The organism is Ruegeria sp. CDSB113, from assembly GCF_059611045.1.
This window is the reverse complement of the sequence record NZ_JBXWOU010000001.1, coordinates 622,992-645,400: the sequence shown is the minus strand read 5'-3', so window position 1 is coordinate 645,400 and position 22,409 is coordinate 622,992. Positions and strand designations below refer to the sequence as shown.

Sequence of the window (22,409 nt, the reverse complement as noted above, 5' to 3'; positions counted from 1 at the left end):
GCCATGAGGGAAAGACAATGAAGCTTTCGACAAAGGGTCGTTACGCGATGGTTGCACTGGCTGATATTGCTCTACAGCCCTCGGATCGCCTGGTGACGCTTAGCGAAATTTCCGAACGTCAGGATATCTCGCTTCCTTATCTCGAGCAGCTTTTCGTCAAATTGCGCCGGGCTGAACTGGTTTCGTCCGTACGTGGACCGGGCGGCGGGTATCGTCTGGCGCGGCCTGCTTCCGAGATTCGGGTGGTTGAAGTTCTGGCGGCTGTGGATGAAACCGTGGACGCGCTGCAAAAAGGTGCCGGGGCATCCGGGGCATCCTCGGGGAGCCGGGCGCAGTCTTTGACCAACCGTCTTTGGGAAGGTCTTAGTGCGCATGTTTATGTCTTTTTGCACCAGACGCGCTTGTCCGACGTGATCAAGAACGACCTGGCCCCGTGTCCCGCAGTGCCCAGTCTGTTTTCTATCGTTGATGAGTGACCCGATGCCGATTGCCTTTGGGGTTTCATTTCTGCTTTGCGTCCAAGAAAAGATGTATCCATGAATCGTGTTTATCTGGATCATAACGCAACTACACCGCTGCGCCCCGAGGCGCGCGACGCCATGGTGGCAGCGATGGATTTGTGCGGGAACCCGTCATCCGTTCACGCTGAAGGCCGTGCGGCCAAGGCTTTGATCGAACGGGCAAGGGCGCAGGTTGCAGCCGCATTTGGTGCGGATGGGGCAGACGTTGTGTTTACGTCAGGTTCGACCGAAGGGGCCGCGCTGACATTGGTCAATCGTGATTTGCATGGATCCGCGATTGAGCATGACGCGATCAGATCATGGATCACCGAAGACCTGCCCACGTCGCGATCCGGTCAAGTGGACGTGTCAAACCCCGAGCAGTCGACCCTGCAATTGGCGAACTCTGAGACAGGGATTGTCCAATCGCTGCCGAACGGATTGGCGGTGACCGACGCGACACAGGCCTTTGGCAAATTGCCGGTGGCTTTTAACTGGCTGGGCGTCCAGATGGCGTTGATTTCGGCCCATAAGCTGGGCGGTCCGAAAGGGATTGGCGCGGTGGTTATGAAACGTGGCACTGAACTGCCTGCACTGATCAAAGGCGGCGGGCAAGAGATGGGCCGACGGTCAGGCACCGAAAATGTCATTGGAATCGCGGGGTTCGGGGCGGCAGCTGAAGCCGCGGCGCGGGATCTTTCAAATGGTATCTGGGAACAGGTTCGTGAATTTAGAAATATTCTAGAAAATGCCCTTGAGGCTGGTTCTAAATCTACTATTTTTGTCGGGAAAGGTCAGGACCGCCTTCCGAATACCTCGTGTTTCGCAACCCCCGGGTGGAAGGGCGAAACGCAGGTCATGCAGATGGATCTGGGAGGTTTCGCTATCAGTGCAGGTTCTGCCTGTTCCAGCGGCAAGGTCCGGGCAAGCGCGGTGCTGACCGCGATGGGTTTTGATGAGGTCACAGCAGCAAGCGCGATCCGCGTGTCTCTGGGACCTTTGACCACTGAAGAAGATGTGCTGCGTTTCGCCGAAACGTGGCTTGAAAAAGAAAAGAAGCATCGCGCGCGCGCCGCGTGATCTGACGGAGGTGTCATATGGCCGCTTTGGACCAGACCCAGGTAAAAGAGGGTGTCGATCAGGAAACCGTGGACGCGGTACGCGAGGTCAGTACCTATAAATACGGTTGGGATACCGATATCGAGATGGAGTATGCGCCCAAGGGCGTGAACCCGGATATCGTCCGGCTGATCTCGGATAAGAACGAAGAGCCCGAATGGATGACCGAATGGCGTCTGGCGGCCTTCGAACGCTGGACCAAGATGGATGAGCCGAACTGGGCCATGGTTCATTATCCAAAGATCGATTTCCAGGACCAGTATTACTATGCCCGTCCCAAGTCGATGGAGGAGAAGCCGAAGTCGCTGGACGAGGTCGATCCAAAGCTGCTGGCTACTTACGAAAAGCTGGGTATCCCGCTGAAAGAACAGATGATTCTGGCCGGCGTTGAAGGTGCCGAGGATATGCCCGCCGAGGGTCGCAAGGTGGCCGTGGACGCGGTGTTTGACTCCGTGTCCGTGGGAACAACCTTCCAGGACGAGCTGGCGAAACACGGCGTGATTTTCTGTTCGATCTCAGAGGCGATCAGGGAACACCCTGAGCTGGTCAAAAAATATCTTGGCACCGTTGTGCCTGTTTCTGACAACTTTTACGCCACGCTGAACTCGGCCGTGTTCTCGGATGGCTCGTTTGTCTACATCCCGCCAGGCGTGCGCTGCCCGATGGAGCTGAGCACCTATTTCCGCATCAACGCGGAAAACACGGGTCAGTTCGAACGCACACTGATTATCGCGGACAAGGGTTCTTACGTTTCGTATCTGGAAGGCTGCACCGCGCCGCAGCGCGACACGGCCCAGCTGCACGCGGCCGTTGTTGAGATCATCATCGAAGAAGATGCCGAGGTGAAATACTCGACCGTTCAGAACTGGTTCCCTGGGGATGAAAACGGCAAGGGCGGTATCTACAACTTTGTGACCAAGCGCGCCGATTGCCGGGGTGATCGGTCCAAGGTGATGTGGACCCAAGTGGAAACCGGATCCGCCGTGACCTGGAAGTACCCGTCCTGCATCCTGCGCGGTGATGAAAGCCAGGGTGAGTTTTACTCGATCGCCATTACCAACAACATGCAGCAAGCTGATACCGGCACCAAAATGGTGCATCTGGGCAAGAACACCAAGTCGCGCATCGTGTCCAAAGGGATCAGCGCGGGTAAAGCGCAGAACACCTATCGCGGGTTGGTTTCGATGCACCCGAAGGCGAAGGACAGCCGCAACTATACCCAGTGCGACAGCTTGCTGATCGGCGATAAATGCGGGGCCCATACGGTGCCGTATATCGAGGTTCGCAACAATTCCTCGCGCGTGGAACATGAAGCGACGACATCCAAGGTGGATGACGATCAGCTGTTCTACTGCCGTCAACGCGGCATGGACGAGGAAGAGGCCGTGGCGCTGGTCGTCAACGGGTTCTGCAAGGACGTCCTGCAAGCATTGCCGATGGAGTTCGCCATGGAAGCGCAGCAGCTGGTGGCGATCTCGTTGGAAGGGTCTGTCGGGTAATCCGGGTTTGATGGGTATTTGCTAAGGGTTCATCGAAGTGCCAAAGTACTTTGATATCGACAGGACGAAACACCTGATTGATCTGCTCAACCCGAGTCGATTGACTCGTGTTGTCGACATTGGTGCAAACCCGTTGGATGAGTCTCCCTATTACAAACTTAGGGATGCTGGCCTGTGCGAGGTCTGGGGCTTTGAGCCTCAGCCCGACGCCTATGCCCGGTTGGTTGAAACGGCTGGTCCGCGGGAACACTATCTGCCCTATGCTGTTGGGCGGGGTGGAGAACAGACTCTGAATGTCTATCGCAGCAGTGGCTTTACCTCATTCTACAGTCCCAATCAGGATTGGCTCGCAACGATCGGAAGTTGGCATAGAAAGCTTCGGTTGGTTGAGCGTTTGGATTTGGTCAGCCATCGACTGGACGATATTGATGACTTGCCCGAGTTCGATTTGCTGAAAATCGACGTCCAGGGGGCGGAAACCCAAATCTTCGAAGAGGGTGCCGAACATCTACGCAAGGCGTGTGCGATCATCACAGAAGTTGCGGCAATACCGATCTATGAGCATCAACCACTGCTGAGTGCCCAAATGGATGTGTTGGGTGGTTACGGATACTCGCTGCACAAATTTCTGACATTTACGCCAAGGCCCTTGCGCGGATGTGAGCTTTCGAAGCGGCTGCGCCCTCGGTTTCACGCAAATCAATTGACCGACGGTGACGCGGTTTTCATTCGAAAGTTGATGAAGCTGGAAGAGTTGGACAGTGAAAAAGTGAAACATCTTGCCATTTTGGCCGACTCTGTTTTTGAGAGCTTTGACATAACAACACTATCCCTTTCGGTACTGGTGGACCGAGGGGAAATAACAATGCAAGCGGCCAATGGATATGTGGATCGCCTGCACAAGACAACCTGAAACGACCGCGTTCCTATATAGGAGCAGAAAGAGAAAAAATGCTGGAAATCAAAAACCTGCACGTGAAACTTGAGGAAGAAGAAAAGCAAATCCTCAAAGGCGTCGATCTGACCGTCGAGGCTGGCAAGGTGCATGCGATCATGGGGCCGAACGGCTCGGGCAAGTCGACGCTCAGCTATGTGCTGTCGGGCCGCGATGGGTACGAAGTGACCGAAGGCTCTGCCACGCTGGAAGGTGAGGACTTGTTGGAGATGGAGCCGGAAGAGCGCGCGGCTGCGGGTGTCTTCCTGGCGTTCCAATACCCTGTGGAAATCCCGGGTGTTGGCAACATGACCTTCCTGCGCACGGCCGTGAACGCTCAGCGCAAGGCGCGCGGCGAAGACGAATTGTCTGCTGCCGACTTCCTGAAAGAAGTGCGCGCCAAGGCAAAATCGCTGAAAATCGACGCGGACATGCTTAAGCGTCCGGTAAACGTTGGCTTCTCAGGCGGTGAGAAGAAACGGAACGAAATCCTGCAGATGGCGATGCTGGAACCCAAGATGTGCATCTTGGACGAAACGGATTCAGGTCTGGACGTAGATGCGATGAAACTGGTGGCCGAAGGCGTGAACGCGCTGCGTGATGAAGGTCGTGGTTTCCTGGTCATCACCCACTATCAGCGCCTGTTGGACCACATCAAACCTGATGTCGTTCACATCATGGCAGACGGTCGCATCGTTAAAACCGGTGGTCCCGAACTGGCGTTGGAAGTTGAAAACAACGGCTATGCCGACATCCTGGCCGAGGTGAACTGATGGCTTTGCCCGAAGTAAAACAAACCGCGACCGAGGCACGGCTGGCCACGCTGACCATGCCCGAAGCCGGCTGCACCCGAGCCGCGCGCGAAGACGCGCTGGCGCGAGTGCTGGAAATGGGTCTGCCGGGGCGGCGCGACGAGTATTGGAAGTACACGCGCCCTGACACCCTGATCTCGGCCGAGCAGCCGCATGCAGCATTGTTCCACTCAGACGAACCGCTGCTGTTTGGCAATCTCGACCGATTGAAGATCGTTTTCATCGACGGTGTGTTCAGCGCCGAAGAGTCGGATGATCTGGAACTAGAAGGTGTCAACATCGACCGGATCGAGGATATCTGCTGCAAGGATATTCACTGGGCCAAAGAACTATACGGCGTTCTGGAATCGCGCGGGCAATCCCCGGTTCAGCGGCCGTTGGCTGCTTTGAATACGGCTTTTGCCGCAGATGGCGTTGCGATTCACGTCACCGGTAAACCGTCCAAGCCGATCAGCCTGATCTATCGCCATGAATCCGAGACCTCGGACGCCATGCTGCACCACATCATCCGTGTCGAAAGCGGCGCTGAGGTGACGATACTAGAAAACGGCCCGGCAGCGTCGCGGTTCAACAAATGTATCGAGATCGACATCGCCGATGGCGGTACGTTGCATCACGTACGCGCGCAGGGCAGGGACCACGAACGTTGCGCTGCGACTCACATGTTCACGCGGCTGGGACGGGAATCTGTCTTTAAGTCCTTCACGCTGACAGTGAATGGAGTTTTGACACGCAACGAACAGGTGATCGAACTGACCGGCGACGACGCTATTGCTCATGTGGCAGGCGCCTGCGTAGGTGATGGTGATTTCCACCATGACGACACGGTTTTCGTTACCCATGACGCGGTGAACTGTGAGAGCCGTCAGGTCTTTAAGAAAGTTCTGCGCAACGGCGCGACCGGCGTGTTCCAGGGGAAGATCCTGGTCAAGGAAGGCGCACAGAAGACAGACGGCTATCAGATCAGCCAGTCCTTGCTGCTGGATGATGACAGCCAGTTCCTCGCCAAGCCCGAACTTGAGATCTATGCCGACGATGTTGCGTGTTCGCATGGCTCGACCTCGGGTGCGATTGATGAGACGGCGCTGTTCTACCTGCGTTCGCGTGGGGTTTCGGTGAAGGACGCCACCAATATGCTGACGCTGGCATTTTTGGCCGAAGCCGTCGATGAAATCGAGGATGAGGTATTGTCAGAGGCCATTGTGAACCGCCTTGAAGGCTGGCTGTCGCGACACATCTGATGCCTTTGACCTCGGATATCGTGGCCACCTATCGGGGGCCAGGTCGTGTCGTGCGGCGGCTTCTTGATCTTGGCCCGCGCGAGGACAGGGCGTTGATGTTTGTCATGGCGTTTTGCATCGTGGCATTCATCGCGCAATTGCCCAGCCTTGCGCGGCGCGCGCATATCGAAAGGCTAGAGCTGGATATGTTGATGGGCGGTGCCTTGATGGGCACTGTCATTATTCTGCCTCTGTTTTTCTACCTGCTGGCCTTTGTCTCATACGGCGCGGCCCGGTTGGTTGGCGGTCAGGGGACGTCCTATGGCGCTAGATTGGCGCTTTTCTGGGCGCTATTGTCCTCAACACCTCTGGTATTGTTGAATGGATTGGTAGGCGGTTTCATCGGATCTGGCCCGGCCCTGACACTCGTCGGGATCGTCTGGTTCGCAGTATTCCTGTGGTTCTGGCTGGCAGGTCTCAGTCAAGCGCAAAGGCGGCAAGAATGAATCCCACTGGTTTTGTTGATCTTGCGATCTTGACCCTGACACACCCCGCCCAAGCGGCCCGACGCCTTTTGGACATGCGGCCGGGGCGTGAAATCTTATGGCTGGCTTTCTTTCTGGCCGTGGTGCTGAACGGCCTTGTGCAACTGGGTATTGATCATTTGCTTCCGGTCCCCAATGGTGAATCCGTACCCCCACCTACGCCTGTTTTCCTTGGTCTGGTCCGATCTGCCGGCGCCATGTTGCTAAGCGTCGGGGCATTCCTGTTCGTGGGAAGGTTTCTGGGTGGCCGGGCAACATTCGATGACATCCTGACGCTGACGATCTGGCTGCAATACCTTCAGATCGCTGCGATGGTGATCACGCTGGTCATTACGATCGTGCTGCCGTTTTTGATGCTGATGTTTTTGCTGGCCACAGCGATTATCAGCCTTTACGTCACGCTCCATTTTCTGAATGAAGCGCACCAGTTCGGTTCGCTTGCTAAATCCTTCGGGGTCATCGTGTTATCTGCTTTGATTGCAGTGCCCTTTGTCCTCGCATTAACGCCCGGCGGCCCCGTATAGGGAATAAAAGACCATGTATGACGTGCAGAAAATCCGCTCAGATTTTCCAATCCTGTCTCGGGAAGTGAACGGCAAGCCGTTGACCTATCTGGACAATGGCGCATCGGCGCAGAAACCGCAGGTCGTGATTGATGCGGTGACACGGGTATATTCCGAAGAATACGCGAATGTTCACCGCGGCCTGCACTACCTGTCCAATCTGGCGACCGAGAAATACGAATCCGTTCGCGGAACAATCGCCCGTTTTCTGGGCGCGGCGGACGAGGATGAGATTGTCTTGAACTCGGGCACGACCGAAGGGATCAACCTGGTCGCCTATGGCTGGGCCATGCCGCGCATGCAGGCCGGGGATGAAATCGTGCTGAGCGTGATGGAGCACCACGCCAACATCGTTCCATGGCATTTCCTGCGTGAACGGCAGGGCGTTGTCCTGAAATGGGTTGATGTGGACGCTGACGGCGGGCTGGACCCGCAGGCCGTGATCGATGCAATCGGTCCCAAGACCAAGCTGGTTGCCGTCACTCAATGCTCGAACGTGTTGGGCACAGTGGTCGACGTAAAAGCGATCACAGAAGGCGCGCACGCGAAAGGCGTGCCGGTGCTGGTCGATGGCAGCCAGGGCGCTGTGCACATGCCCGTCAATGTCGCCGATATCGGCTGCGATTTCTACGCAATCACCGGCCACAAGCTTTACGGCCCATCAGGGTCCGGTGCAATCTACATCAAATCCGAACGCATGGCCGAGATGCGCCCCTTTATCGGTGGCGGCGATATGATCAAAGAGGTCAGCAAGGACCAGGTGATCTACAATGACCCGCCAATGAAGTTCGAGGCCGGAACACCCGGCATTGTCCAAACCATCGGTCTGGGTGTTGCACTGGATTACATGATGGATCTGGGGATGGAAAATATCGCCGCTCATGAAGCCGGCTTACGCGATTATGCCATTCAGAAACTGACGGGCCTGAACTGGTTGCAGGTTCAGGGCACCCGACCAGACAAGGCCGCGATCTTCAGCTTTACGATGGACGGGGCAGGGCACGCGCATGATGTCTCGACCATTCTGGATAAGAAAGGCGTTGCTGTCCGTGCCGGTCACCACTGCGCCGGCCCGTTAATGGATTTCTACGGTGTCACCGCGACTTGCCGCGCAAGCTTTGGTCTGTACAACACCACCGACGAGGTCGACATACTGATCGACGCGCTTGAATTGGCGCACGATTTGTTTGCGTGAAACCTGGCCGATCCGGAAAGATTTGCAGTTGCACCCGGATCGGATCAAGGTTAGCTAACGGCCAAGGCACCTGTAGCTCAGCTGGATAGAGCGCTGCCCTCCGAAGGCAGAGGCCAGAGGTTCGAATCCTCTCAGGTGCGCCAAACCACCTCCATTCAAGTCAATAAAATAAGGCTCTTCGGCAATAATGCCGGAAATCTGTGTACCACTTTGTGGACCACTTAGTTCTGTGTACCGCCGAGCGGCCCGTTTAGCCTGAGGTTGCCGGGTCAGTCGCCGCATGTCGTGGCTTTCTCGCTTGGTCACACAGGAGGATCGCTGGGGATGGCACGAGGAAACACCGGAGCGCCGCTGTCGCCGGGCAATAGGCTGCGCATGTTAAGTTCCACTCGATAGATGTCATCGCGAGAAACGTGCTAGGGCGCTTTGGGTTTGTTGCGGACAACTTCATCGCACAAGGCGCTTAGCGCTATTCCGAACTGCAGCGGTGCTTCACTTATGTTTACTAAAGTTGCAAGTGTGCGAACTCGCCAGTGTCCATCGTACTCCGTCCAAGAAATGCCCTGCGCTAACCGCTTTCTTCCGGCAGCGAAGAGGACCTATTCATCACCGGATTGCTCGGCAGCGCTTGCGTTTTTTAAACCTACGGAAACGAAGAATGACAATAATAGCGGACCTATACTCTGGCAACGCCGCGTCATCGTAATCCTGCCTAAGACAAAGCTCCTAATCAAAGGGACTTAACTCTGCTTTGCAGTAGCAACAAGGCCGATGGAAATGCGCGCGCGTTAGTGAGCCAAATCTCTGCATTAAAGTGACGGTAACGCTGATAGAATCAGCGAAATCTCAGGGTCCATTTGACCCGTTCAACTTTCTATACCAAGCCCCATCCCACGCACCGATAGTTCTTGATCCGCAGGAGGATCCCGCCAGTGCGCGCGGATCCGAACCTATCTGCCACTCACAAAGCACCTTTCATGTTCCGCAACCCGATGTTCCAAAGGTGTCGCGTGACCCGAGGCCCGAGCCTTTTTGAATTTTAGCAAGGCGCCACGCACAGCCCGCCATTAGGCCGGGCGCAGGTACGTTCGAGGGAGAGACGGTGGATCGTCTAATTCAAAAACCTCAAAAGGTCGCTTTGCTTGACACAGTCGCGAACCCATCTGTTTTGACAGCCTACACTGCAGCAGAGACACCAGCATCAATACCTCATAGACATCGAGTGCAAATGTTCAGATGACTACCAATCCTGGGAAGGGGATAATGGCGGAGAGACAGGGATTCGAACCCTGGGTGGGCTTGCACCCACAACGGTTTTCGAGACCGCCCCGTTCGACCACTCCGGCACCTCTCCGCGGGGGTCTGTGAGGGGGGGATTTAGTGAGGAACGCGCGGGGGTGCAAGCAGAAAATTCCTGAAAATGACAAAGCCGGGATTTTCCGTTGCCTGGCGCGGTATTTCCCCTAGGCTCATGGGTATGACTTATCCTTTACGCCAAACTATCCTGCCGCTAATCGCCGCCGTTCTGTTCGTGATCTACGGGTCGCAGCTAGCACTTGCTGCCGGACGGGATCGGATCGAGGCCTTTTTGACAACAACCGGGTTCGACGTTGCACTTGAAAGCATCGCGCTGGCCTCGGCCTCAGCCCCGCAAATGTTGGGAATCGATCCTGACGGGTTTGGGTCGGACTGGACACGCCTGACCGAAGAAGTCTTTGACACCAAGGACATGCGCGAAACAGCCGTGTCTATTCTGGAACAGACGCTGAGCGATGAGGCGCTGACCCATGCGGTCGAGTTCTATGCATCCGACCTTGGGCAACGGCTGGTCGAGTCCGAGAATGCATCGCACATGGTTGAAGATGACGATGCCAAGCAACTGGAAGGGCAGAAAATCGTCTCGGACCTGATCAAGGATGGATCCAAGCGCGTCGAAAATCTGAAACGCATGAACAATGCAATTGATTCCAGCGGGACGGCATTACGTGCGCTGCAGGAAATTCAGGTACGCTTTTTGCTCGCTGCCAGCGCCTCAGGGGTGATTGACTTGCAGCTGGGCGCGGATGAACTGCGTCAGATGATGAAGCGCAACGAGACCGGCATGCGCCAAGCTTTGCAGCTGTCCGCGCTTGCCGGGGCAGCCTATACCTATCAGGACTTCTCGGATTCTGAGGTCGTCGCCTATGCTGTGGCTTTGGAGCAGCCTTTGATGCAAGAAGTCTATGAGCTGCTGAATGCCATTCAATACGAAATCATGGCCATGAAGTTTGAAGATCTGGCCGCGCGGATGGCGGAACTGCACCCGGCTCAGGATATCTGATGCGCCTGATCGCTGCTTGTTTTGCCGTTTTGCTGTCAGCCATGCCGCTGGCGGCGTCCGAGCGGGTTGAACGCCTCATGCAGGCGCTTCAAATGGAACAGGTCGTAGATATCTTGCGCGACGAAGGTTTGGCACAGGCGAAAGGCCTGAACGACACGTTTTTGGGTGGTGACGGCGGGCCGCTCTTCGATGATCAGGTGGACGAGATTTATGATCCACAGTGGATGCAGGAACAGATTTCTGGGACCTTTGAGGTCAGCCTGACAGCCAGCCAGATGGATCGCGCGATCCTGTTCTTTGAAAGTGATGTCGGGCAAACCGTTATCACACTGGAAAACTCGGCCAGAAAGGCTTTCGCAGATGAAACCATCAAGGACATGGCGCGCGAAAACTATCTGAACGGGGCAGGCGGCACCCAACTTTACCGGCTGGTCGGCGAGTATATCGACGTCAACGACCTGATCGAAAAGAACGTCCAAAGCTCGCTTAGTTCGGATTACAACTTTTTTCGCGGTCTCAGCGCGGATGGCGGAACCAGCTCGGAGGATATTCTGGCGCAGCTCTTGTCGGACAAGGGCAGGCTTGCCGAGGAAAACCGCATCTGGTTGTATTCCTTCCTTCTGGTGGCCTATCAACCGCTTAATGAGGCTCAGATGCGGGAGAACATTGCTTTTTCCCGAACTGAGACCGGACGCGCCGTAAACGAAGCCTTTTTCGACGGTTTCGACAAGATGTACGACCAGATCTATTTTCAACTGGGGCAGGCGGTCTCACGGGCGCTTGGCGCATCGGATCTTTGACCCCGCATTTGATGTTGACTTTGCCGATCAATCTATGGATAAGCGCGCATCCCGGCCGGTTTTCCGCGCCGGGTGTCGTTATTATTGACCCTAGGACCTTGTCCCACGGGTCGTCACACAGCCCGAAAAGGGCGCGCTGTTCGAGGTGGCGAAAGCCAAAAACGCCCGGTCGGGGACCATAGAACGCGATTAGACAAAGGAAAGACGCATGTTTGCGGTCCTCAAGACTGGCGGCAAGCAGTACAAAGTTCAAGCGGGCGATATCCTCCGCGTTGAAAAATTGGCTGCCGACGCAGGTGAAACAGTTCAATTCAACGATGTTCTGATGCTGGGCGGCGACGCTCCGGTTGTTGGTGCACCGTTCGTCGCAGGCGCAGGCGTTCAGGCCGAAGTGATCGAACAGATCAAAGGTGACAAGGTCATCAACTTCGTAAAACGCCGTCGTAAGCACAGCTCGAAGCGTACCGTTGGCCACCGTCAGAAGCTGACTCTGGTCAAGATCACCGACATTTTGGCGTCAGGTGCCGACAAGTCGGGCATCAAAGCTGCAACCGGTTCGGCGCCGGCTGGCGAAGCTGCCCCCGTGGCAAAAAAGCCTGCCAAGAAAGCTGAAGCCAAAGCAGAGGCACCTGCCGCTGCTGCTGCCGCTGACGATCTGACCCAGTTGACCGGTGTCGGCCCCGCCGCTGCCAAGAAGCTGGCCGAAGCCGGTATCGAGAGCTTTGCCGCTCTGGCCGCCTTGTCGGACGATCAGATTGCTGCTATCGAAACGGTCAAAGTGAAACCCGAATGGGTTGAGCAGGCCAAAGATCTGGCTAAAGGCTAAGGAGAGACAGAATGGCACATAAAAAAGCTGGCGGTTCCTCCCGTAACGGTCGCGACTCAGCTGGTCGCCGCCTTGGCGTGAAACTGTATGGTGGCCAGGCCGCCATTTCAGGCAACATCATCGTGCGTCAGCGCGGCACCAAGTTCTGGCCGGGCGAAGGCGTAGGCATGGGCAAAGATCACACCATCTTTGCAACCGTGGATGGCGCCGTGAAGTTCCACAAGGGACTGAAAAACCGCACCTTTATTTCGGTCCTGCCAGTGGCGGAGGCCACAGAGTAAGCCGAAACCCAGAAGGTTTAAGAAAAATTCATGGGGGACCGGCAGAAAGTGCCGGTCCCCTTTCTCGTTTTCAGGAGCGGTCCCATGACCGAAGTGATAAAAACAGAGCGTCTTGTCTTGCGTCGTTTTCGGCGTGAGGACGCGTCGCGTCTGGTCACTCTTCTGAACGATCTGGATGTGGTGCGCTGGTTGACGGTGGTACCGCATCCCTATGAGGACGCGCATTCAACTGAATTTGTCGACGCGATGGCTGCTAAGCATGATGCCTTTGCTATTACTCGGGAAGAGAACGTCATTGGCTGCATCTCGACGGGATCTCAGCTGGGATATTGGATTGCCAAAGCGTCCTGGGGGCAGGGCTATGTGACCGAAGCCTCCCGCGCGATGATTTCGAGGTTCTTTCGATCTGATCGGCAGGAACTCACCTCGGGTTATCACGTCGGCAACGAACGGTCCAAGGCGGTTCTGTCCAAACTTGGGTTCAAACCAGATGGCCAGCATCGTGCGACGGCACGGTCGACCAACGAAGATGTGATTATTCAGGATGTTCTGCTGCGCCGAGCGGACTGGGAGGCGATGCAATGACCGTTGCAACCGCCAGTTTCCTGATCTTCGCAGCCTCACAGGTCGGAACGCCCGGACCCGCCAATATGGTCCTGCTGGGCACAGGCGCACGCTACGGGTTTCGGGCGGCTCTGCCGTTTGTGGCCGGTGTGATCCTTGGCAAACAGCTGATCATCTGGCCCGTTGGTTTTGGTCTGCTGCAACTCGCGGATCAGGCACCGATTGTCTTTTCGGTCCTGAAATACGCCTCGGCGGCGTATATCTGCTGGCTGGCGTGGAAGATCGCGAACCTGCGTCTTTCGCGCAGTGAAGCCACTGGAGACGTGCCCGGTTTTTGGGCGGGGCTGATCGTTCATCCCCTTAACCCAAAGGCATGGGCCATGATCATAGCCGGTTTTACCGGGTTCGTCGCGGTTGGCGCACCCAGCTTTAACGCGACGTTCACGATCGCTCTCTGTTTATTGCTTTGCCAGGCGGTTTTACACCCGATCTGGACATTTGCCGGAGATAGAATTGCCCACGTGGTTGAAGGTCGGCCCGTGGAAAAATATCTGATGTGGACGTTAGCGAGTCTCACTGTTGCGTCCGTATTTTTTGTGTTGTTCGGAGGAGGAACGCACTCATGAAACTCGAGACAATAATAAACCAGCCGGTCCTTGAAACCGAGCGGTTCGATCTACGCCCCTTGCGCCGGTCGGATATGGGTCTCATCGAGCATTATGCAGGCGATGAGCGCGTGGCACGTATGACCACGTCGATCCCGCATCCGCTGCCACCGGGGTCGGTCGAGGCGTTTGTGACGCGTTCGATGGCCGAAGACCGGGATGAGGACGTCTGGGCGATGGACGCCACCAAAGATGGTGGGCCGGAACTGATTGGTCTGATTTCGCTTACACGGCTGGATCGCAATCAGTCCGAAGTTGGATATTGGGTCGCGCCTGTTTATTGGAATACAGGCGTAGCCTCACTGGCCGTCGAGATGTTGGTGAAAGCTAACCCGCTTGAAAATTCGAATTTGTTTGCCAGCGTGTTTCAGGACAATCCAGCCTCGGCCCGGGTTCTGACCCATTGCGGGTTCCAGTATCTGGGTGATGCCGAAAGTTACTCGGTGGCGCGCGATGCGAATGTGCCCACCTGGACATATAGTAAAAAACTCTGACTTGTGGCCGATGGGGCCCTTGCAGTAGGGGACAGTTATGAAATTTCTCGATCTTGCAAAGGTCTACATCCGGTCCGGGGCCGGCGGTGGCGGGTGCGTCAGCTTTCGGCGCGAAAAGTACATTGAATACGGCGGTCCCGATGGCGGTGACGGCGGTAAGGGTGGGTCTGTCTGGGCCGAGGTTGTGGATGGGCTGAACACCCTGATCGACTTCCGCTATCAGCAGCATTTCTTTGCCAAGAACGGTCAACCCGGTCGTGGTCAGCAGCGCACAGGCAAGGATGGTGACGAGATCATCCTGCGCGTGCCTGTCGGAACTGAGATTCTGGACGAGGACGAAGAGACCGTCATCTGCGACCTGACAGAGGTCGGGCAGCGTGTCTTGCTGGCCAAGGGCGGCAATGGTGGCTTTGGCAACCTGCACTTCAAATCGGCCACAAACCAGGCTCCGCGCCGCGCTAACCCGGGGCAGGCTGGGATCGACCGCACGATCTGGCTGCGACTGAAGCTGATCGCGGATGTGGGCCTGTTGGGCATGCCCAATGCTGGTAAATCCACCTTTCTGGCGGCCACATCGAACGCACGTCCCAAGATTGCCGACTATCCATTCACGACCCTGCATCCCAATCTTGGTGTTGTTGGTGTCGACAATGTGGAATTTGTCGTCGCGGATATTCCCGGCCTGATCGAAGGCGCCCATGAGGGGCGCGGGATCGGTGACCGGTTCCTTGGTCACGTGGAACGTTGTGCCGTTCTGCTGCACCTGGTTGATGGCACGTCGGAGACTGTCGCCGAGGATTACCGCACTATCATTCATGAACTCGAAGCTTACGGCGGTGAACTGGCTGAAAAGCCCAGGATCACAGTTCTGAACAAGGTCGATGCGCTGGACGAAGAGGAACAGGCGCTGCAAAGGGCCGAGCTGGAAGAGGCTGTTGGTGGCCCTGTGATGACCATGTCGGGCGTCGCGCATCTGGGCGTAACCGAAGTGTTGCGCGCCTTGCGTGCCCAGATCGACGAAAACCGTCTGCGACAAAAACCCGTTGAGGAGACCAAGTCTTGGCAACCCTGACCGCAGCACGCCGATTGGTGGTCAAAATCGGCTCTGCCTTGCTGGTGGACCGTGATACCGGGTTGCTGAGGTCGGATTGGTTGCACTCGTTGGCTCAAGACGTTGCCTGGCTCAAAGGGCAGGGAACTGACGTCATATTGGTCTCATCCGGCTCGATTGCGTTGGGGCGCGGTGTTTTGGGCCTGCCGATGGCGGATTTGCCGTTGGAACAATCTCAGGCTGCCGCTGCTGTTGGCCAAATTAGGCTGGCGCGGGCCTATGAAGAGGCTTTGACGCCACACAAAATCACAACTGCGCAGGTTTTGGTGACGCTGGAAGACAGCGAAGACCGGCGGCGGTATTTGAATTCGCGCGCGACGCTGGAGACTTTGCTGAGCTTGGGCGTGGTTCCGATCGTTAATGAAAACGATACCGTTGCTACGGATGAAATCCGCTACGGCGACAATGACCGGTTGGCGGCGCAGATCGCAGTGACGGTCGGGGCCGATCAATTGATCCTGTTGTCGGATGTCGACGGTTTCTACACCGGGAACCCGAGTGAAGACGGAAACGCCAAGCGTTTCGATGTGATTGAGACCATCACGCCCGAGATCGAGGAAATGGCAGGCGATGCCGGTTCCGGCCTGTCCAAAGGCGGAATGAAGACCAAGCTGCTGGCCGCCAAGATGGCAACTGCTGCCGGTTGTGACATGGCGATCACCGAAGGTTCGACTTTGAACCCGCTGAAATCGCTTGAAGATGGCGCCAATTGCACTTGGTTTACAGCGACGCTGGATCCGCATGCCGCGCGCAAGCGCTGGATTTCGGCCATGAAACCGCGCGGTGAAATCGTAGTGGACGCAGGCGCGGCCAAAGCGTTGGGTAATGGCAAAAGCCTGCTGCCTGCTGGTATCGTTGAAGTAACCGGCGATTTCGGACGCGGTGATCCGGTTGCGATAATGGACCCGCAGGCGCGGCGTCTGGCCCAGGGCCTCAGCCGGTATACCGCGCAAGAGGCGGATGCGATCAAAGGTCGGAAGTCCTCAGAGATCGAAGCCACACTGGGCTATCCAGGCCGGGCCGTCCTGATCCACCGAGATGATTTGGCGCTGTAATGGCGCGATGATAGAACCAAATGACCGACCGAAAGGCACCTGAGATGAAGGATTTCGACAACATTCCCGCCCTTATGGCCGATCTTGGTAAACGCGCTAAAGCAGCCTCGGCCGATCTGGCCTTTGCAAGTGCCGAGCGTAAACATGCCGCCTTGATTGCCGCGGCTGACGCTGTTTGGGCCAACCGCGCGGATATCATTGAGGCCAACAAGAAAGACCTAGAGTTTGGGCGTGAAAAGGGCCTGAGCCCGGCGATGATGGACCGGCTGATGCTGGACGAAGCGCGGATCCAGGGCATGGTCGACGGGCTGCGCACGGTCGCGGATCAGGCAGACCCCGTGGGCGAGGTTCTGACCGAATGGGACATGGCCTCGGGCCTGAACATCCAGCGTGTTCGCACGCCTCTGGGCGTTATCGGAGTGATTTACGAAAGCCGTCCGAATGTGACGGCGGATGCAGGCGCATTGTGCCTGAAGTCGGGCAACGCGGTGATCCTTCGCGGCGGCTCTGAAAGTTTCCATTCCTCGACCGCCATTCACGCCTGTCTGGTCCAAGGGCTAAAGGCTGCAAACCTGCCAGAAGACGCCATTCAACTTGTGCCCACGCGAGACCGCGCCGCTGTGCAAGAGCTGCTGACCATGACCGATTGTGTGGACGTCATCGTTCCGCGCGGGGGAAAAGGTCTGGTTGGGTTGGTTCAGCGCGAGGCACGCGTGCCCGTCTTTGCGCACTTGGAAGGTATCGTGCACATCTATGTCGACAAGGCCGCGGACCCCCAAAAAACGTTGGACGTCGTGCTGAACGCCAAAACCCGACGCACTGGGATTTGTGGTGCTGCTGAGTGCTTGCTGATTCATCAGGATGTGGCTGAAACACTCGGCCGGGATATCATTTCCGCCCTGCTTGCGGCGGGCGTCGAAATCCATGCCGAAGGCGCGTTGGCCCTGGACGGCACCATTACGGCCACGGGCGACGACTGGGGCAAGGAATTCCTCGACAGCATCATCGCGGCCAAGCCGGTGGCTGATATCGATGCAGCGATTTCGCATATCCGCCAGTTCGGTTCGAACCACACCGATTGCATCATGACCGAGGATGCCGACGCTGCTGCCCGGTTCTTTGAACGGCTGGACAGTGCGATTCTGATGCACAATGCCTCAACCCAGTTTGCCGATGGTGGCGAGTTCGGAATGGGGGCCGAGATCGGTATTGCAACTGGCAAAATGCATGCGCGCGGCCCAGTCGGGGCCGCTCAGCTTACGAGCTTCAAATACCTTGTCCGCGGCAACGGAACCGTACGGTCCTAAAACCGGATAGCGACGCGGGTTGAGGTGGTTTCCGCCACAACCCGCCGACCCATCGAGGCAGCGGTCTGGGGCAGCAGTGCAAACTGCACCTGTGCTGGTGTCACCTTATTCGCAAATTGGCCTTTGGGTAGGTTCTTCCAGAGATCAGCCTCAATATTCAGCTTGTCTGCCACACCGGTCACCGCCCAACTGCCACCGTTATTTGCCACGGTGACGTCGCCCCCCATCGGCATGGCTCTCTCGCAACACATCAGGGCCAGAAAGGCGAGCTTGACCTGATTGCGTGGCATCGCATCGGTCACGTGCCAGTTGACACGCACACGACCAACGCTTTCAACGTCTTTCAACAACTCAGTGACTTCGGCCCGGCCCAACGGTTGATCGCTGGCCGACCCGAAAGCGACGCGAAAGAACCTGATCTTTGCTCCGGCGCTTCCGACGCTGCCCGAGATCAGCTCCATCTCGGGGCCCTGCATGGTTCCGACCATCTCAAGCAGTTCCAGCCCGTTGTTTATTGCGCCAATGGGGCTGATCAGATCGTGACAAATTCGAGACCCGATCAGTTCGGCCAGATTGACGTTGGTGTCGCCCATGCGTACCTCTCCTGTTGTATCTGCCGCCGGACCGGAGCCCGATCATGACAGACCTCAATGCCATACTTGCACCGGGCATGTATGTCCGCCACCCCGATTTCCCCGACTGGGGCGTCGGACAGGTGCAGTCCAACATTGGGGGCAAGATCACCGTGAATTTCCAAGAACAGGGAAAAGTGGTGATTGACGGAACCCGCATCGCCCTGACGCCCGTCTTTGATCCGTGAAACTGGTTTAAGAATGGTTAACGATGGGCCGCTGCCGCGCCGGTTGCCATTTGACCGAAAACTGCGGTATCAGCGCGCAAACAAAAGCGGAATACCCGATGCCGGATGCAGGCCCTTCTTTCACCGTTAAACTTGCCGAATCCGAGGCCGAACTGCGCGCAGCTCAGAGGCTGCGATATGATGTGTTCGTCCGCGAATTGGGCGGCGGCGGCAAGATGGTGGACCACGAGGGAGAGTTAGAGCAGGATCAGTTCGATCCTTTTTTTGATCACATGCTGGCCTACGATGACGCCACTGGCGAAGTTGTGGGCGTTTACAGGCTGTTACCGGGCGAACGAGCCATCGAATTGGGGCAATTCTATTCTGAGGATGAATACGACCTGACCGTATTGAAACAGAGCGGCCGCAAACTGTTAGAGCTTGGACGTTCCTGCCTTCACCCGGACTATCGGGGCGGAACGGCGATGTACCACTTATGGAACGGCCTAGCGGGCTATGTGGCTGAGCGCGAGATTGAGGTGCTGTTCGGCGTCGCCAGCTTCCACGGCATCAATGTGCAGGAGCTGGCCCAGCCTTTGTCGATGTTGCACCACAATCATCTGGCCCCGCCGGACCTGCGGGTCAGGGCGCAACCCGATGTGTTTCAAAGCATGGACCTTGTCACGCCGGATGCGCTGGATCGCCGTGGGGCGATGGTACAGGTTCCCGCGCTGATCAAGGCGTACCTGCGGCTGGGTGGCTTTGTGGGCGAGGGGGCGTTTATCGACCACGCGTTCAACACAACAGATGTTTGCCTGATCCTCGACACGGCGCGCATGAACGAGCGCCAGCGGCGCATTTACAGCGGAGCCTGATCCAGTGAACGATCCGCTTTGGGACAGTGACGACGCGCCAGACCCGATTGAATTGGGTGTGTTTGGCTGGGTATTGGTGATCTTGCGCGGCCTTCCATTGGCGCTACTGGTCTTTGGCGGGCTGCTCGTTTTGTTGACCGTTCGCCTGATCGAGCGTCCGTTGTTCGGTTTACGCCGTCCGATCACCCCGTTTATCGCGCAGTTTGTCTGCCGCAATGCGCTCCGGCTTCTGGGAATTGGCTTTCGCAGTTCCGGTGAATTGATGCGTGAACGCGGCGCGGTGGTCGCGAACCACACATCATGGCTCGATATCTTTGCGCTGAACGCCCGTAAGCGGGTGTACTTCGTGTCCAAGGCCGAAGTGGCCAAATGGCCGGGTATCGGATGGTTGGCCCGCGCCACAGGCACGGTGTTTATCGAACGTGACCGCAAGAAAGCTCGTGAACAGACCCTGATTTTTGAAGAGCGCCTGAAAGTCGGGCATAAGCTGTTGTTTTTTCCCGAGGGCACCTCGACCGATGGTCTTCGTGTTTTATCTTTTAAAACAACACTTTTCGCCGCGTTCTTCTCGGATGAATTGCGGGACTTCATGTATGTTCAGCCCGTATCCGTGGTCTTTCACGCGCCAAAAGGGCAGCCTGACAGGTTCTATGGCTGGTGGGGCGATATGGATTTTGCCCCGCATCTTCTCAAAACCTTGGGCGCGCGTCGGCAGGGTACGGTGGAATTGATTTACCACGTTCCAGCCAAAGTCAGCGACTTTGCCGACCGCAAGGCGTTGGCGGCACATTGCGAAGAGGCAGTGCGCCACGCGCATGCAATTGCGCGGCTTGAAAAATAAGGCCATTTGGCACTTGCACAGGGCGAATTCCTACCGTATACGCGCGCCATTAAAACCCGCAGGCGGGGTTTGGGCTATTTGAGGGAGACATCCTTATCTGGCCCGCCGGTTGGAGCATCCGCTTCTTTCACCCCCGCCCAGGCGTAAACCGGAAAAGGAAAATAGCATGGCTCTTCCCGAGTTCACCATGCGTCAGCTGCTGGAAGCTGGCGTTCACTTTGGTCACCAGACACAGCGTTGGAATCCCCGCATGGGCCCGTTCATCTACGGCTCGCGCAATGGCATCCACATCATGGACCTGACTCAGACCGTTCCAATGTTGGATCAGGCTCTGCAGGCCGTTCGTGACACCGTTGCAAAAGGTGGCCGTGTTCTGTTCGTTGGTACCAAGCGTCAGGCTGCTCAGCCGATCGCAGAAGCCGCTGAAAAGTCGGCTCAGTACTACATGAACCACCGCTGGCTGGGCGGAACGCTGACCAACTGGAAAACCGTTTCCCAGTCGATCAACCGTCTGAACCAGATCGACGAAGCCATGGAAACGGGCGCCGAAGGCCTGACCAAGAAAGAGCGTCTGGGCATGGAACGTGACCAGGGCAAACTGCAGGCGTCGCTGGGCGGTATCCGCGAGATGGGTGGCGTTCCTGATCTGCTGTTCGTCATCGACGTCAAAAAAGAAGCACTGGCCATCGCCGAAGCCAACAAGCTGGGTATTCCGGTTGTGGCAATTGTCGACACCAACTGCTCGCCTGATGGCGTGGATTACATCATCCCCGGCAACGACGACGCAGCGCGCGCGATCTCTCTGTATTGCGATCTGGTTGCTCGTGCTGCTCTGGACGGTATGACCGCTCAGATGGGTGCTGCAGGCGTTGACCTGGGCGCATTCGAAGAAGCACCGGTTGAAGAAGTCGTTGCGGAAGAAGCACCCGTTGCAGAAGAAGCCACGCCGGAAGCCAAAGCCGAAGCGTAAGCTGCCCGTCACGTAAATGACATATGGGGCAGGGTAGACCTGCCCCAATTCCGTTTGAATTGAGGAGAGCCAAAAGATGGCAATCACAGCAGCAATGGTTAAAGAACTGCGCGACTCGACCGGCGCAGGCATGATGGACGCGAAAAAAGCGCTGACCGAAACCGGCGGCAACATGGACGAAGCCGTTGATTGGCTGCGCACCAAAGGTCTGGCCAAAGCGGCCAAGAAATCCGGCCGTACCGCAGCAGAAGGTCTGGTTGCAGTTCACGTCAACGGTGGCAACGGTGTTGCTGTCGAAGTGAACTCGGAAACCGACTTCGTTGCGAAGAACGCCGAGTTCCAGGAAATGGTTGGCAAGATTGCTTACGCGGCAGAAGGCGTCGACAATGTCGAAGCTCTGTTGGCCGCTGATCTGGGCGGCAAGAACGTTGCCGACACTCTGACCGACAAGATCGCCACCATTGGTGAGAACATGTCGGTTCGCCGCTTGGCGAAACTGTCGGGCGACACCGTTGTGTCCTACGTTCACAACGCGGCCACCAACGGCATGGGCAAAATCGGTGTTCTGGTTGCACTGTCCGGTGGTGACGAAGTGATCGGCAAGCAGATTGCGATGCACATCGCAGCTGTGAACCCGGCGGCACTGTCCGAAGCGGACATGGACCCGGCTGTTGTCGAAAAAGAAAAGCAGGTTCAGATGGACATCGCCCGCGAATCCGGCAAGCCGGAGCAGGTGATCGAAAAAATGATCGTTGGCCGTATGAAGAAATTCGTCGCGGAATCAACTCTGTTGAACCAGTCGTTCGTTGTGAACCCTGACCTGACGGTCGAAGCCGCTGCCAAAGAAGCAGGCGCAACCATCACTGGTTTCGTCCGTCTGGAAGTTGGCGAAGGCATCGTGGTCGAAAAAGAAGACTTCGCAGCTGAAGTTGCCAAGGCCGTACAGGGCTAAGTCTGACAGAGGCTCTGAAAGGGGCCTCAACCTGAACAGAATTAAACCGGCTACTTTCCAGTAGTCGGTTTTTTTGCGCCTTCCGGCGTAGGAACAGATCATACACTACTATTGGAAGGATTGAGGGGCCCCGCAGATGGGGATGGTCGAGGCCCCCCAAAA

General features: G+C 56.7%; 25 protein-coding genes and 2 tRNA genes. 25 read left to right on the top strand and 2 right to left on the bottom strand.

Annotated features, from left to right (window positions below):
* Positions 1-17: 17 nt before the first annotated feature.
* The 10 genes from iscR to AC2FIS_RS03225 all read left to right on the top strand — a co-directional run bounded on the left by iscR (position 18) and on the right by AC2FIS_RS03225 (position 8,530).
* A complete protein-coding gene (gene iscR / locus AC2FIS_RS03270; RefSeq protein WP_058277972.1) occupies positions 18-476 on the top strand; it encodes a Fe-S cluster assembly transcriptional regulator IscR in 459 nt (152 codons plus the stop codon).
* A 60-nt stretch (positions 477-536) separates the two neighbouring features.
* Positions 537-1,580 carry a cysteine desulfurase family protein gene (locus AC2FIS_RS03265; protein WP_496771939.1) on the top strand — a complete coding sequence of 348 codons (1,044 nt, stop codon included), beginning with the start codon at positions 537-539 and terminating at the stop codon, positions 1,578-1,580.
* Positions 1,581-1,597: 17 nt separating this feature from the next.
* Entirely contained in the window at positions 1,598-3,118 is a 1,521-nt protein-coding gene (sufB, locus tag AC2FIS_RS03260) for a Fe-S cluster assembly protein SufB (protein WP_058277970.1), read from the top strand.
* A gap of 37 nt (positions 3,119-3,155) precedes the next feature.
* Entirely contained in the window at positions 3,156-4,031 is an 876-nt protein-coding gene (locus AC2FIS_RS03255; RefSeq protein ID WP_496771938.1) for an FkbM family methyltransferase, read from the top strand.
* Positions 4,032-4,069: 38 nt separating this feature from the next.
* The gene (gene sufC / locus AC2FIS_RS03250; RefSeq protein WP_058271675.1) at positions 4,070-4,825 is read left to right on the top strand and encodes a Fe-S cluster assembly ATPase SufC; all 756 of its coding nucleotides are present in this window, start codon (positions 4,070-4,072) and stop codon (positions 4,823-4,825) included.
* Entirely contained in the window at positions 4,825-6,105 is a 1,281-nt protein-coding gene (locus AC2FIS_RS03245; RefSeq protein WP_496771937.1) for a SufB/SufD family protein, read from the top strand. The genes sufC and AC2FIS_RS03245 overlap by 1 nt, the downstream gene beginning before the upstream one ends.
* Complete coding sequence (locus tag AC2FIS_RS03240; RefSeq protein WP_496771936.1) at positions 6,105-6,590, top strand: YIP1 family protein; 486 nt, start codon at positions 6,105-6,107, stop codon at positions 6,588-6,590. Before AC2FIS_RS03245 ends, AC2FIS_RS03240 begins: the two co-directional genes overlap by 1 nt.
* Positions 6,587-7,153 (top strand): Yip1 family protein, encoded by a 567-nt coding sequence (locus AC2FIS_RS03235; RefSeq protein WP_496771935.1) that lies wholly within the window; start codon positions 6,587-6,589, stop codon positions 7,151-7,153. Before AC2FIS_RS03240 ends, AC2FIS_RS03235 begins: the two co-directional genes overlap by 4 nt.
* 13 nt (positions 7,154-7,166) lie before the next feature.
* Positions 7,167-8,387, top strand: a complete 1,221-nt coding sequence (locus AC2FIS_RS03230) for a cysteine desulfurase (protein ID WP_496771934.1) — start codon at positions 7,167-7,169, stop codon at positions 8,385-8,387.
* Between the two features lie 66 nt (positions 8,388-8,453).
* Positions 8,454-8,530, top strand: a tRNA-Arg gene (locus tag AC2FIS_RS03225).
* Between the two features lie 1,121 nt (positions 8,531-9,651).
* On the opposite strand, the gene AC2FIS_RS03220 is transcribed toward AC2FIS_RS03225, so the two are convergent.
* Positions 9,652-9,741: transfer RNA gene (locus AC2FIS_RS03220), tRNA-Ser, on the bottom strand.
* Positions 9,742-9,858: 117 nt separating this feature from the next.
* Here AC2FIS_RS03220 and AC2FIS_RS03215 point away from each other — a divergent pair.
* The 10 genes from AC2FIS_RS03215 to AC2FIS_RS03170 all read left to right on the top strand — a co-directional run bounded on the left by AC2FIS_RS03215 (position 9,859) and on the right by AC2FIS_RS03170 (position 17,810).
* A complete protein-coding gene (locus tag AC2FIS_RS03215) occupies positions 9,859-10,707 on the top strand; it encodes a DUF2059 domain-containing protein (protein ID WP_496771933.1) in 849 nt (282 codons plus the stop codon).
* Entirely contained in the window at positions 10,707-11,507 is an 801-nt protein-coding gene (locus AC2FIS_RS03210) for a DUF2059 domain-containing protein (RefSeq protein WP_109311486.1), read from the top strand. The genes AC2FIS_RS03215 and AC2FIS_RS03210 overlap by 1 nt, the downstream gene beginning before the upstream one ends.
* 208 nt (positions 11,508-11,715) lie before the next feature.
* Positions 11,716-12,333, top strand: a complete 618-nt coding sequence (locus tag AC2FIS_RS03205; RefSeq protein ID WP_496771932.1) for a 50S ribosomal protein L21 — start codon at positions 11,716-11,718, stop codon at positions 12,331-12,333.
* A gap of 11 nt (positions 12,334-12,344) precedes the next feature.
* Entirely contained in the window at positions 12,345-12,614 is a 270-nt protein-coding gene (gene rpmA, locus AC2FIS_RS03200; RefSeq protein WP_496771931.1) for a 50S ribosomal protein L27, read from the top strand.
* 84 nt (positions 12,615-12,698) lie between these two features.
* Positions 12,699-13,199: a GNAT family N-acetyltransferase gene (locus tag AC2FIS_RS03195; RefSeq protein ID WP_496771930.1), complete on the top strand. Its 501-nt coding sequence runs from the start codon at positions 12,699-12,701 to the stop codon at positions 13,197-13,199.
* A complete protein-coding gene (locus tag AC2FIS_RS03190) occupies positions 13,196-13,804 on the top strand; it encodes a LysE family translocator (RefSeq protein WP_496771929.1) in 609 nt (202 codons plus the stop codon). The genes AC2FIS_RS03195 and AC2FIS_RS03190 overlap by 4 nt, the downstream gene beginning before the upstream one ends.
* On the top strand, positions 13,801-14,337 hold the full coding sequence (locus AC2FIS_RS03185) for a GNAT family N-acetyltransferase (protein ID WP_058277925.1): 537 nt from the start codon (positions 13,801-13,803) through the stop codon (positions 14,335-14,337). The genes AC2FIS_RS03190 and AC2FIS_RS03185 overlap by 4 nt, the downstream gene beginning before the upstream one ends.
* A gap of 37 nt (positions 14,338-14,374) precedes the next feature.
* Complete coding sequence (gene obgE, locus AC2FIS_RS03180) at positions 14,375-15,409, top strand: GTPase ObgE (RefSeq protein WP_108858609.1); 1,035 nt, start codon at positions 14,375-14,377, stop codon at positions 15,407-15,409.
* Positions 15,397-16,503, top strand: a complete 1,107-nt coding sequence (proB, locus tag AC2FIS_RS03175) for a glutamate 5-kinase (protein ID WP_496771928.1) — start codon at positions 15,397-15,399, stop codon at positions 16,501-16,503. The genes obgE and proB overlap by 13 nt, the downstream gene beginning before the upstream one ends.
* Before the next feature lie 44 nt (positions 16,504-16,547).
* A complete protein-coding gene (locus AC2FIS_RS03170) occupies positions 16,548-17,810 on the top strand; it encodes a glutamate-5-semialdehyde dehydrogenase (protein WP_496772107.1) in 1,263 nt (420 codons plus the stop codon).
* Here AC2FIS_RS03170 and AC2FIS_RS03165 read toward each other — a convergent pair.
* Positions 17,807-18,403, bottom strand: coding sequence for a histidine phosphotransferase family protein (locus tag AC2FIS_RS03165; protein WP_496771927.1), 597 nt, complete (start codon positions 18,401-18,403; stop codon positions 17,807-17,809). The two genes, AC2FIS_RS03170 and AC2FIS_RS03165, sit on opposite strands and share 4 nt — an antisense overlap.
* A gap of 44 nt (positions 18,404-18,447) precedes the next feature.
* Here AC2FIS_RS03165 and AC2FIS_RS03160 point away from each other — a divergent pair, with 44 nt between their 5' ends.
* From AC2FIS_RS03160 to tsf, 5 genes are all read left to right on the top strand, one after another.
* Complete coding sequence (locus AC2FIS_RS03160) at positions 18,448-18,630, top strand: DUF3553 domain-containing protein (protein ID WP_058271637.1); 183 nt, start codon at positions 18,448-18,450, stop codon at positions 18,628-18,630.
* Positions 18,631-18,728: 98 nt separating this feature from the next.
* Complete coding sequence (gene olsB, locus AC2FIS_RS03155) at positions 18,729-19,484, top strand: L-ornithine N(alpha)-acyltransferase (RefSeq protein WP_496772105.1); 756 nt, start codon at positions 18,729-18,731, stop codon at positions 19,482-19,484.
* A gap of 4 nt (positions 19,485-19,488) precedes the next feature.
* Entirely contained in the window at positions 19,489-20,325 is an 837-nt protein-coding gene (gene olsA / locus AC2FIS_RS03150; RefSeq protein ID WP_496771926.1) for a lyso-ornithine lipid O-acyltransferase, read from the top strand.
* Between the two features lie 166 nt (positions 20,326-20,491).
* Positions 20,492-21,295 (top strand): 30S ribosomal protein S2, encoded by an 804-nt coding sequence (gene rpsB, locus AC2FIS_RS03145; RefSeq protein WP_496721825.1) that lies wholly within the window; start codon positions 20,492-20,494, stop codon positions 21,293-21,295.
* Between the two features lie 76 nt (positions 21,296-21,371).
* Entirely contained in the window at positions 21,372-22,247 is an 876-nt protein-coding gene (gene tsf, locus AC2FIS_RS03140) for a translation elongation factor Ts (protein WP_496771925.1), read from the top strand.
* The last annotated feature ends 162 nt before the right edge of the window (positions 22,248-22,409 follow it).

What these genes read in the sequence shown, in the direction of transcription:
- iscR (WP_058277972.1), top strand. Translation starts at nt 18, where the DNA reads ATGAAGCTTTCGACAAAGGGTCGTTACGCGATGGTTGCACTGGCTGAT.
- AC2FIS_RS03265 (WP_496771939.1), top strand. Translation starts at nt 537, where the DNA reads ATGAATCGTGTTTATCTGGATCATAACGCAACTACACCGCTGCGCCCC.
- sufB (WP_058277970.1), top strand. Translation starts at nt 1,598, where the DNA reads ATGGCCGCTTTGGACCAGACCCAGGTAAAAGAGGGTGTCGATCAGGAA.
- sufC (WP_058271675.1), top strand. Translation starts at nt 4,070, where the DNA reads ATGCTGGAAATCAAAAACCTGCACGTGAAACTTGAGGAAGAAGAAAAG.
- AC2FIS_RS03245 (WP_496771937.1), top strand. Translation starts at nt 4,825, where the DNA reads ATGGCTTTGCCCGAAGTAAAACAAACCGCGACCGAGGCACGGCTGGCC.
- AC2FIS_RS03240 (WP_496771936.1), top strand. Translation starts at nt 6,105, where the DNA reads ATGCCTTTGACCTCGGATATCGTGGCCACCTATCGGGGGCCAGGTCGT.
- AC2FIS_RS03235 (WP_496771935.1), top strand. Translation starts at nt 6,587, where the DNA reads ATGAATCCCACTGGTTTTGTTGATCTTGCGATCTTGACCCTGACACAC.
- AC2FIS_RS03230 (WP_496771934.1), top strand. Translation starts at nt 7,167, where the DNA reads ATGTATGACGTGCAGAAAATCCGCTCAGATTTTCCAATCCTGTCTCGG.
- AC2FIS_RS03215 (WP_496771933.1), top strand. Translation starts at nt 9,859, where the DNA reads ATGGGTATGACTTATCCTTTACGCCAAACTATCCTGCCGCTAATCGCC.
- AC2FIS_RS03210 (WP_109311486.1), top strand. Translation starts at nt 10,707, where the DNA reads ATGCGCCTGATCGCTGCTTGTTTTGCCGTTTTGCTGTCAGCCATGCCG.
- AC2FIS_RS03205 (WP_496771932.1), top strand. Translation starts at nt 11,716, where the DNA reads ATGTTTGCGGTCCTCAAGACTGGCGGCAAGCAGTACAAAGTTCAAGCG.
- rpmA (WP_496771931.1), top strand. Translation starts at nt 12,345, where the DNA reads ATGGCACATAAAAAAGCTGGCGGTTCCTCCCGTAACGGTCGCGACTCA.
- AC2FIS_RS03195 (WP_496771930.1), top strand. Translation starts at nt 12,699, where the DNA reads ATGACCGAAGTGATAAAAACAGAGCGTCTTGTCTTGCGTCGTTTTCGG.
- AC2FIS_RS03190 (WP_496771929.1), top strand. Translation starts at nt 13,196, where the DNA reads ATGACCGTTGCAACCGCCAGTTTCCTGATCTTCGCAGCCTCACAGGTC.
- AC2FIS_RS03185 (WP_058277925.1), top strand. Translation starts at nt 13,801, where the DNA reads ATGAAACTCGAGACAATAATAAACCAGCCGGTCCTTGAAACCGAGCGG.
- obgE (WP_108858609.1), top strand. Translation starts at nt 14,375, where the DNA reads ATGAAATTTCTCGATCTTGCAAAGGTCTACATCCGGTCCGGGGCCGGC.
- AC2FIS_RS03170 (WP_496772107.1), top strand. Translation starts at nt 16,548, where the DNA reads ATGAAGGATTTCGACAACATTCCCGCCCTTATGGCCGATCTTGGTAAA.
- AC2FIS_RS03165 (WP_496771927.1), bottom strand. Translation starts at nt 18,403, where the DNA reads ATGGGCGACACCAACGTCAATCTGGCCGAACTGATCGGGTCTCGAATT.
- AC2FIS_RS03160 (WP_058271637.1), top strand. Translation starts at nt 18,448, where the DNA reads ATGACAGACCTCAATGCCATACTTGCACCGGGCATGTATGTCCGCCAC.
- olsB (WP_496772105.1), top strand. Translation starts at nt 18,729, where the DNA reads ATGCCGGATGCAGGCCCTTCTTTCACCGTTAAACTTGCCGAATCCGAG.
- rpsB (WP_496721825.1), top strand. Translation starts at nt 20,492, where the DNA reads ATGGCTCTTCCCGAGTTCACCATGCGTCAGCTGCTGGAAGCTGGCGTT.
- tsf (WP_496771925.1), top strand. Translation starts at nt 21,372, where the DNA reads ATGGCAATCACAGCAGCAATGGTTAAAGAACTGCGCGACTCGACCGGC.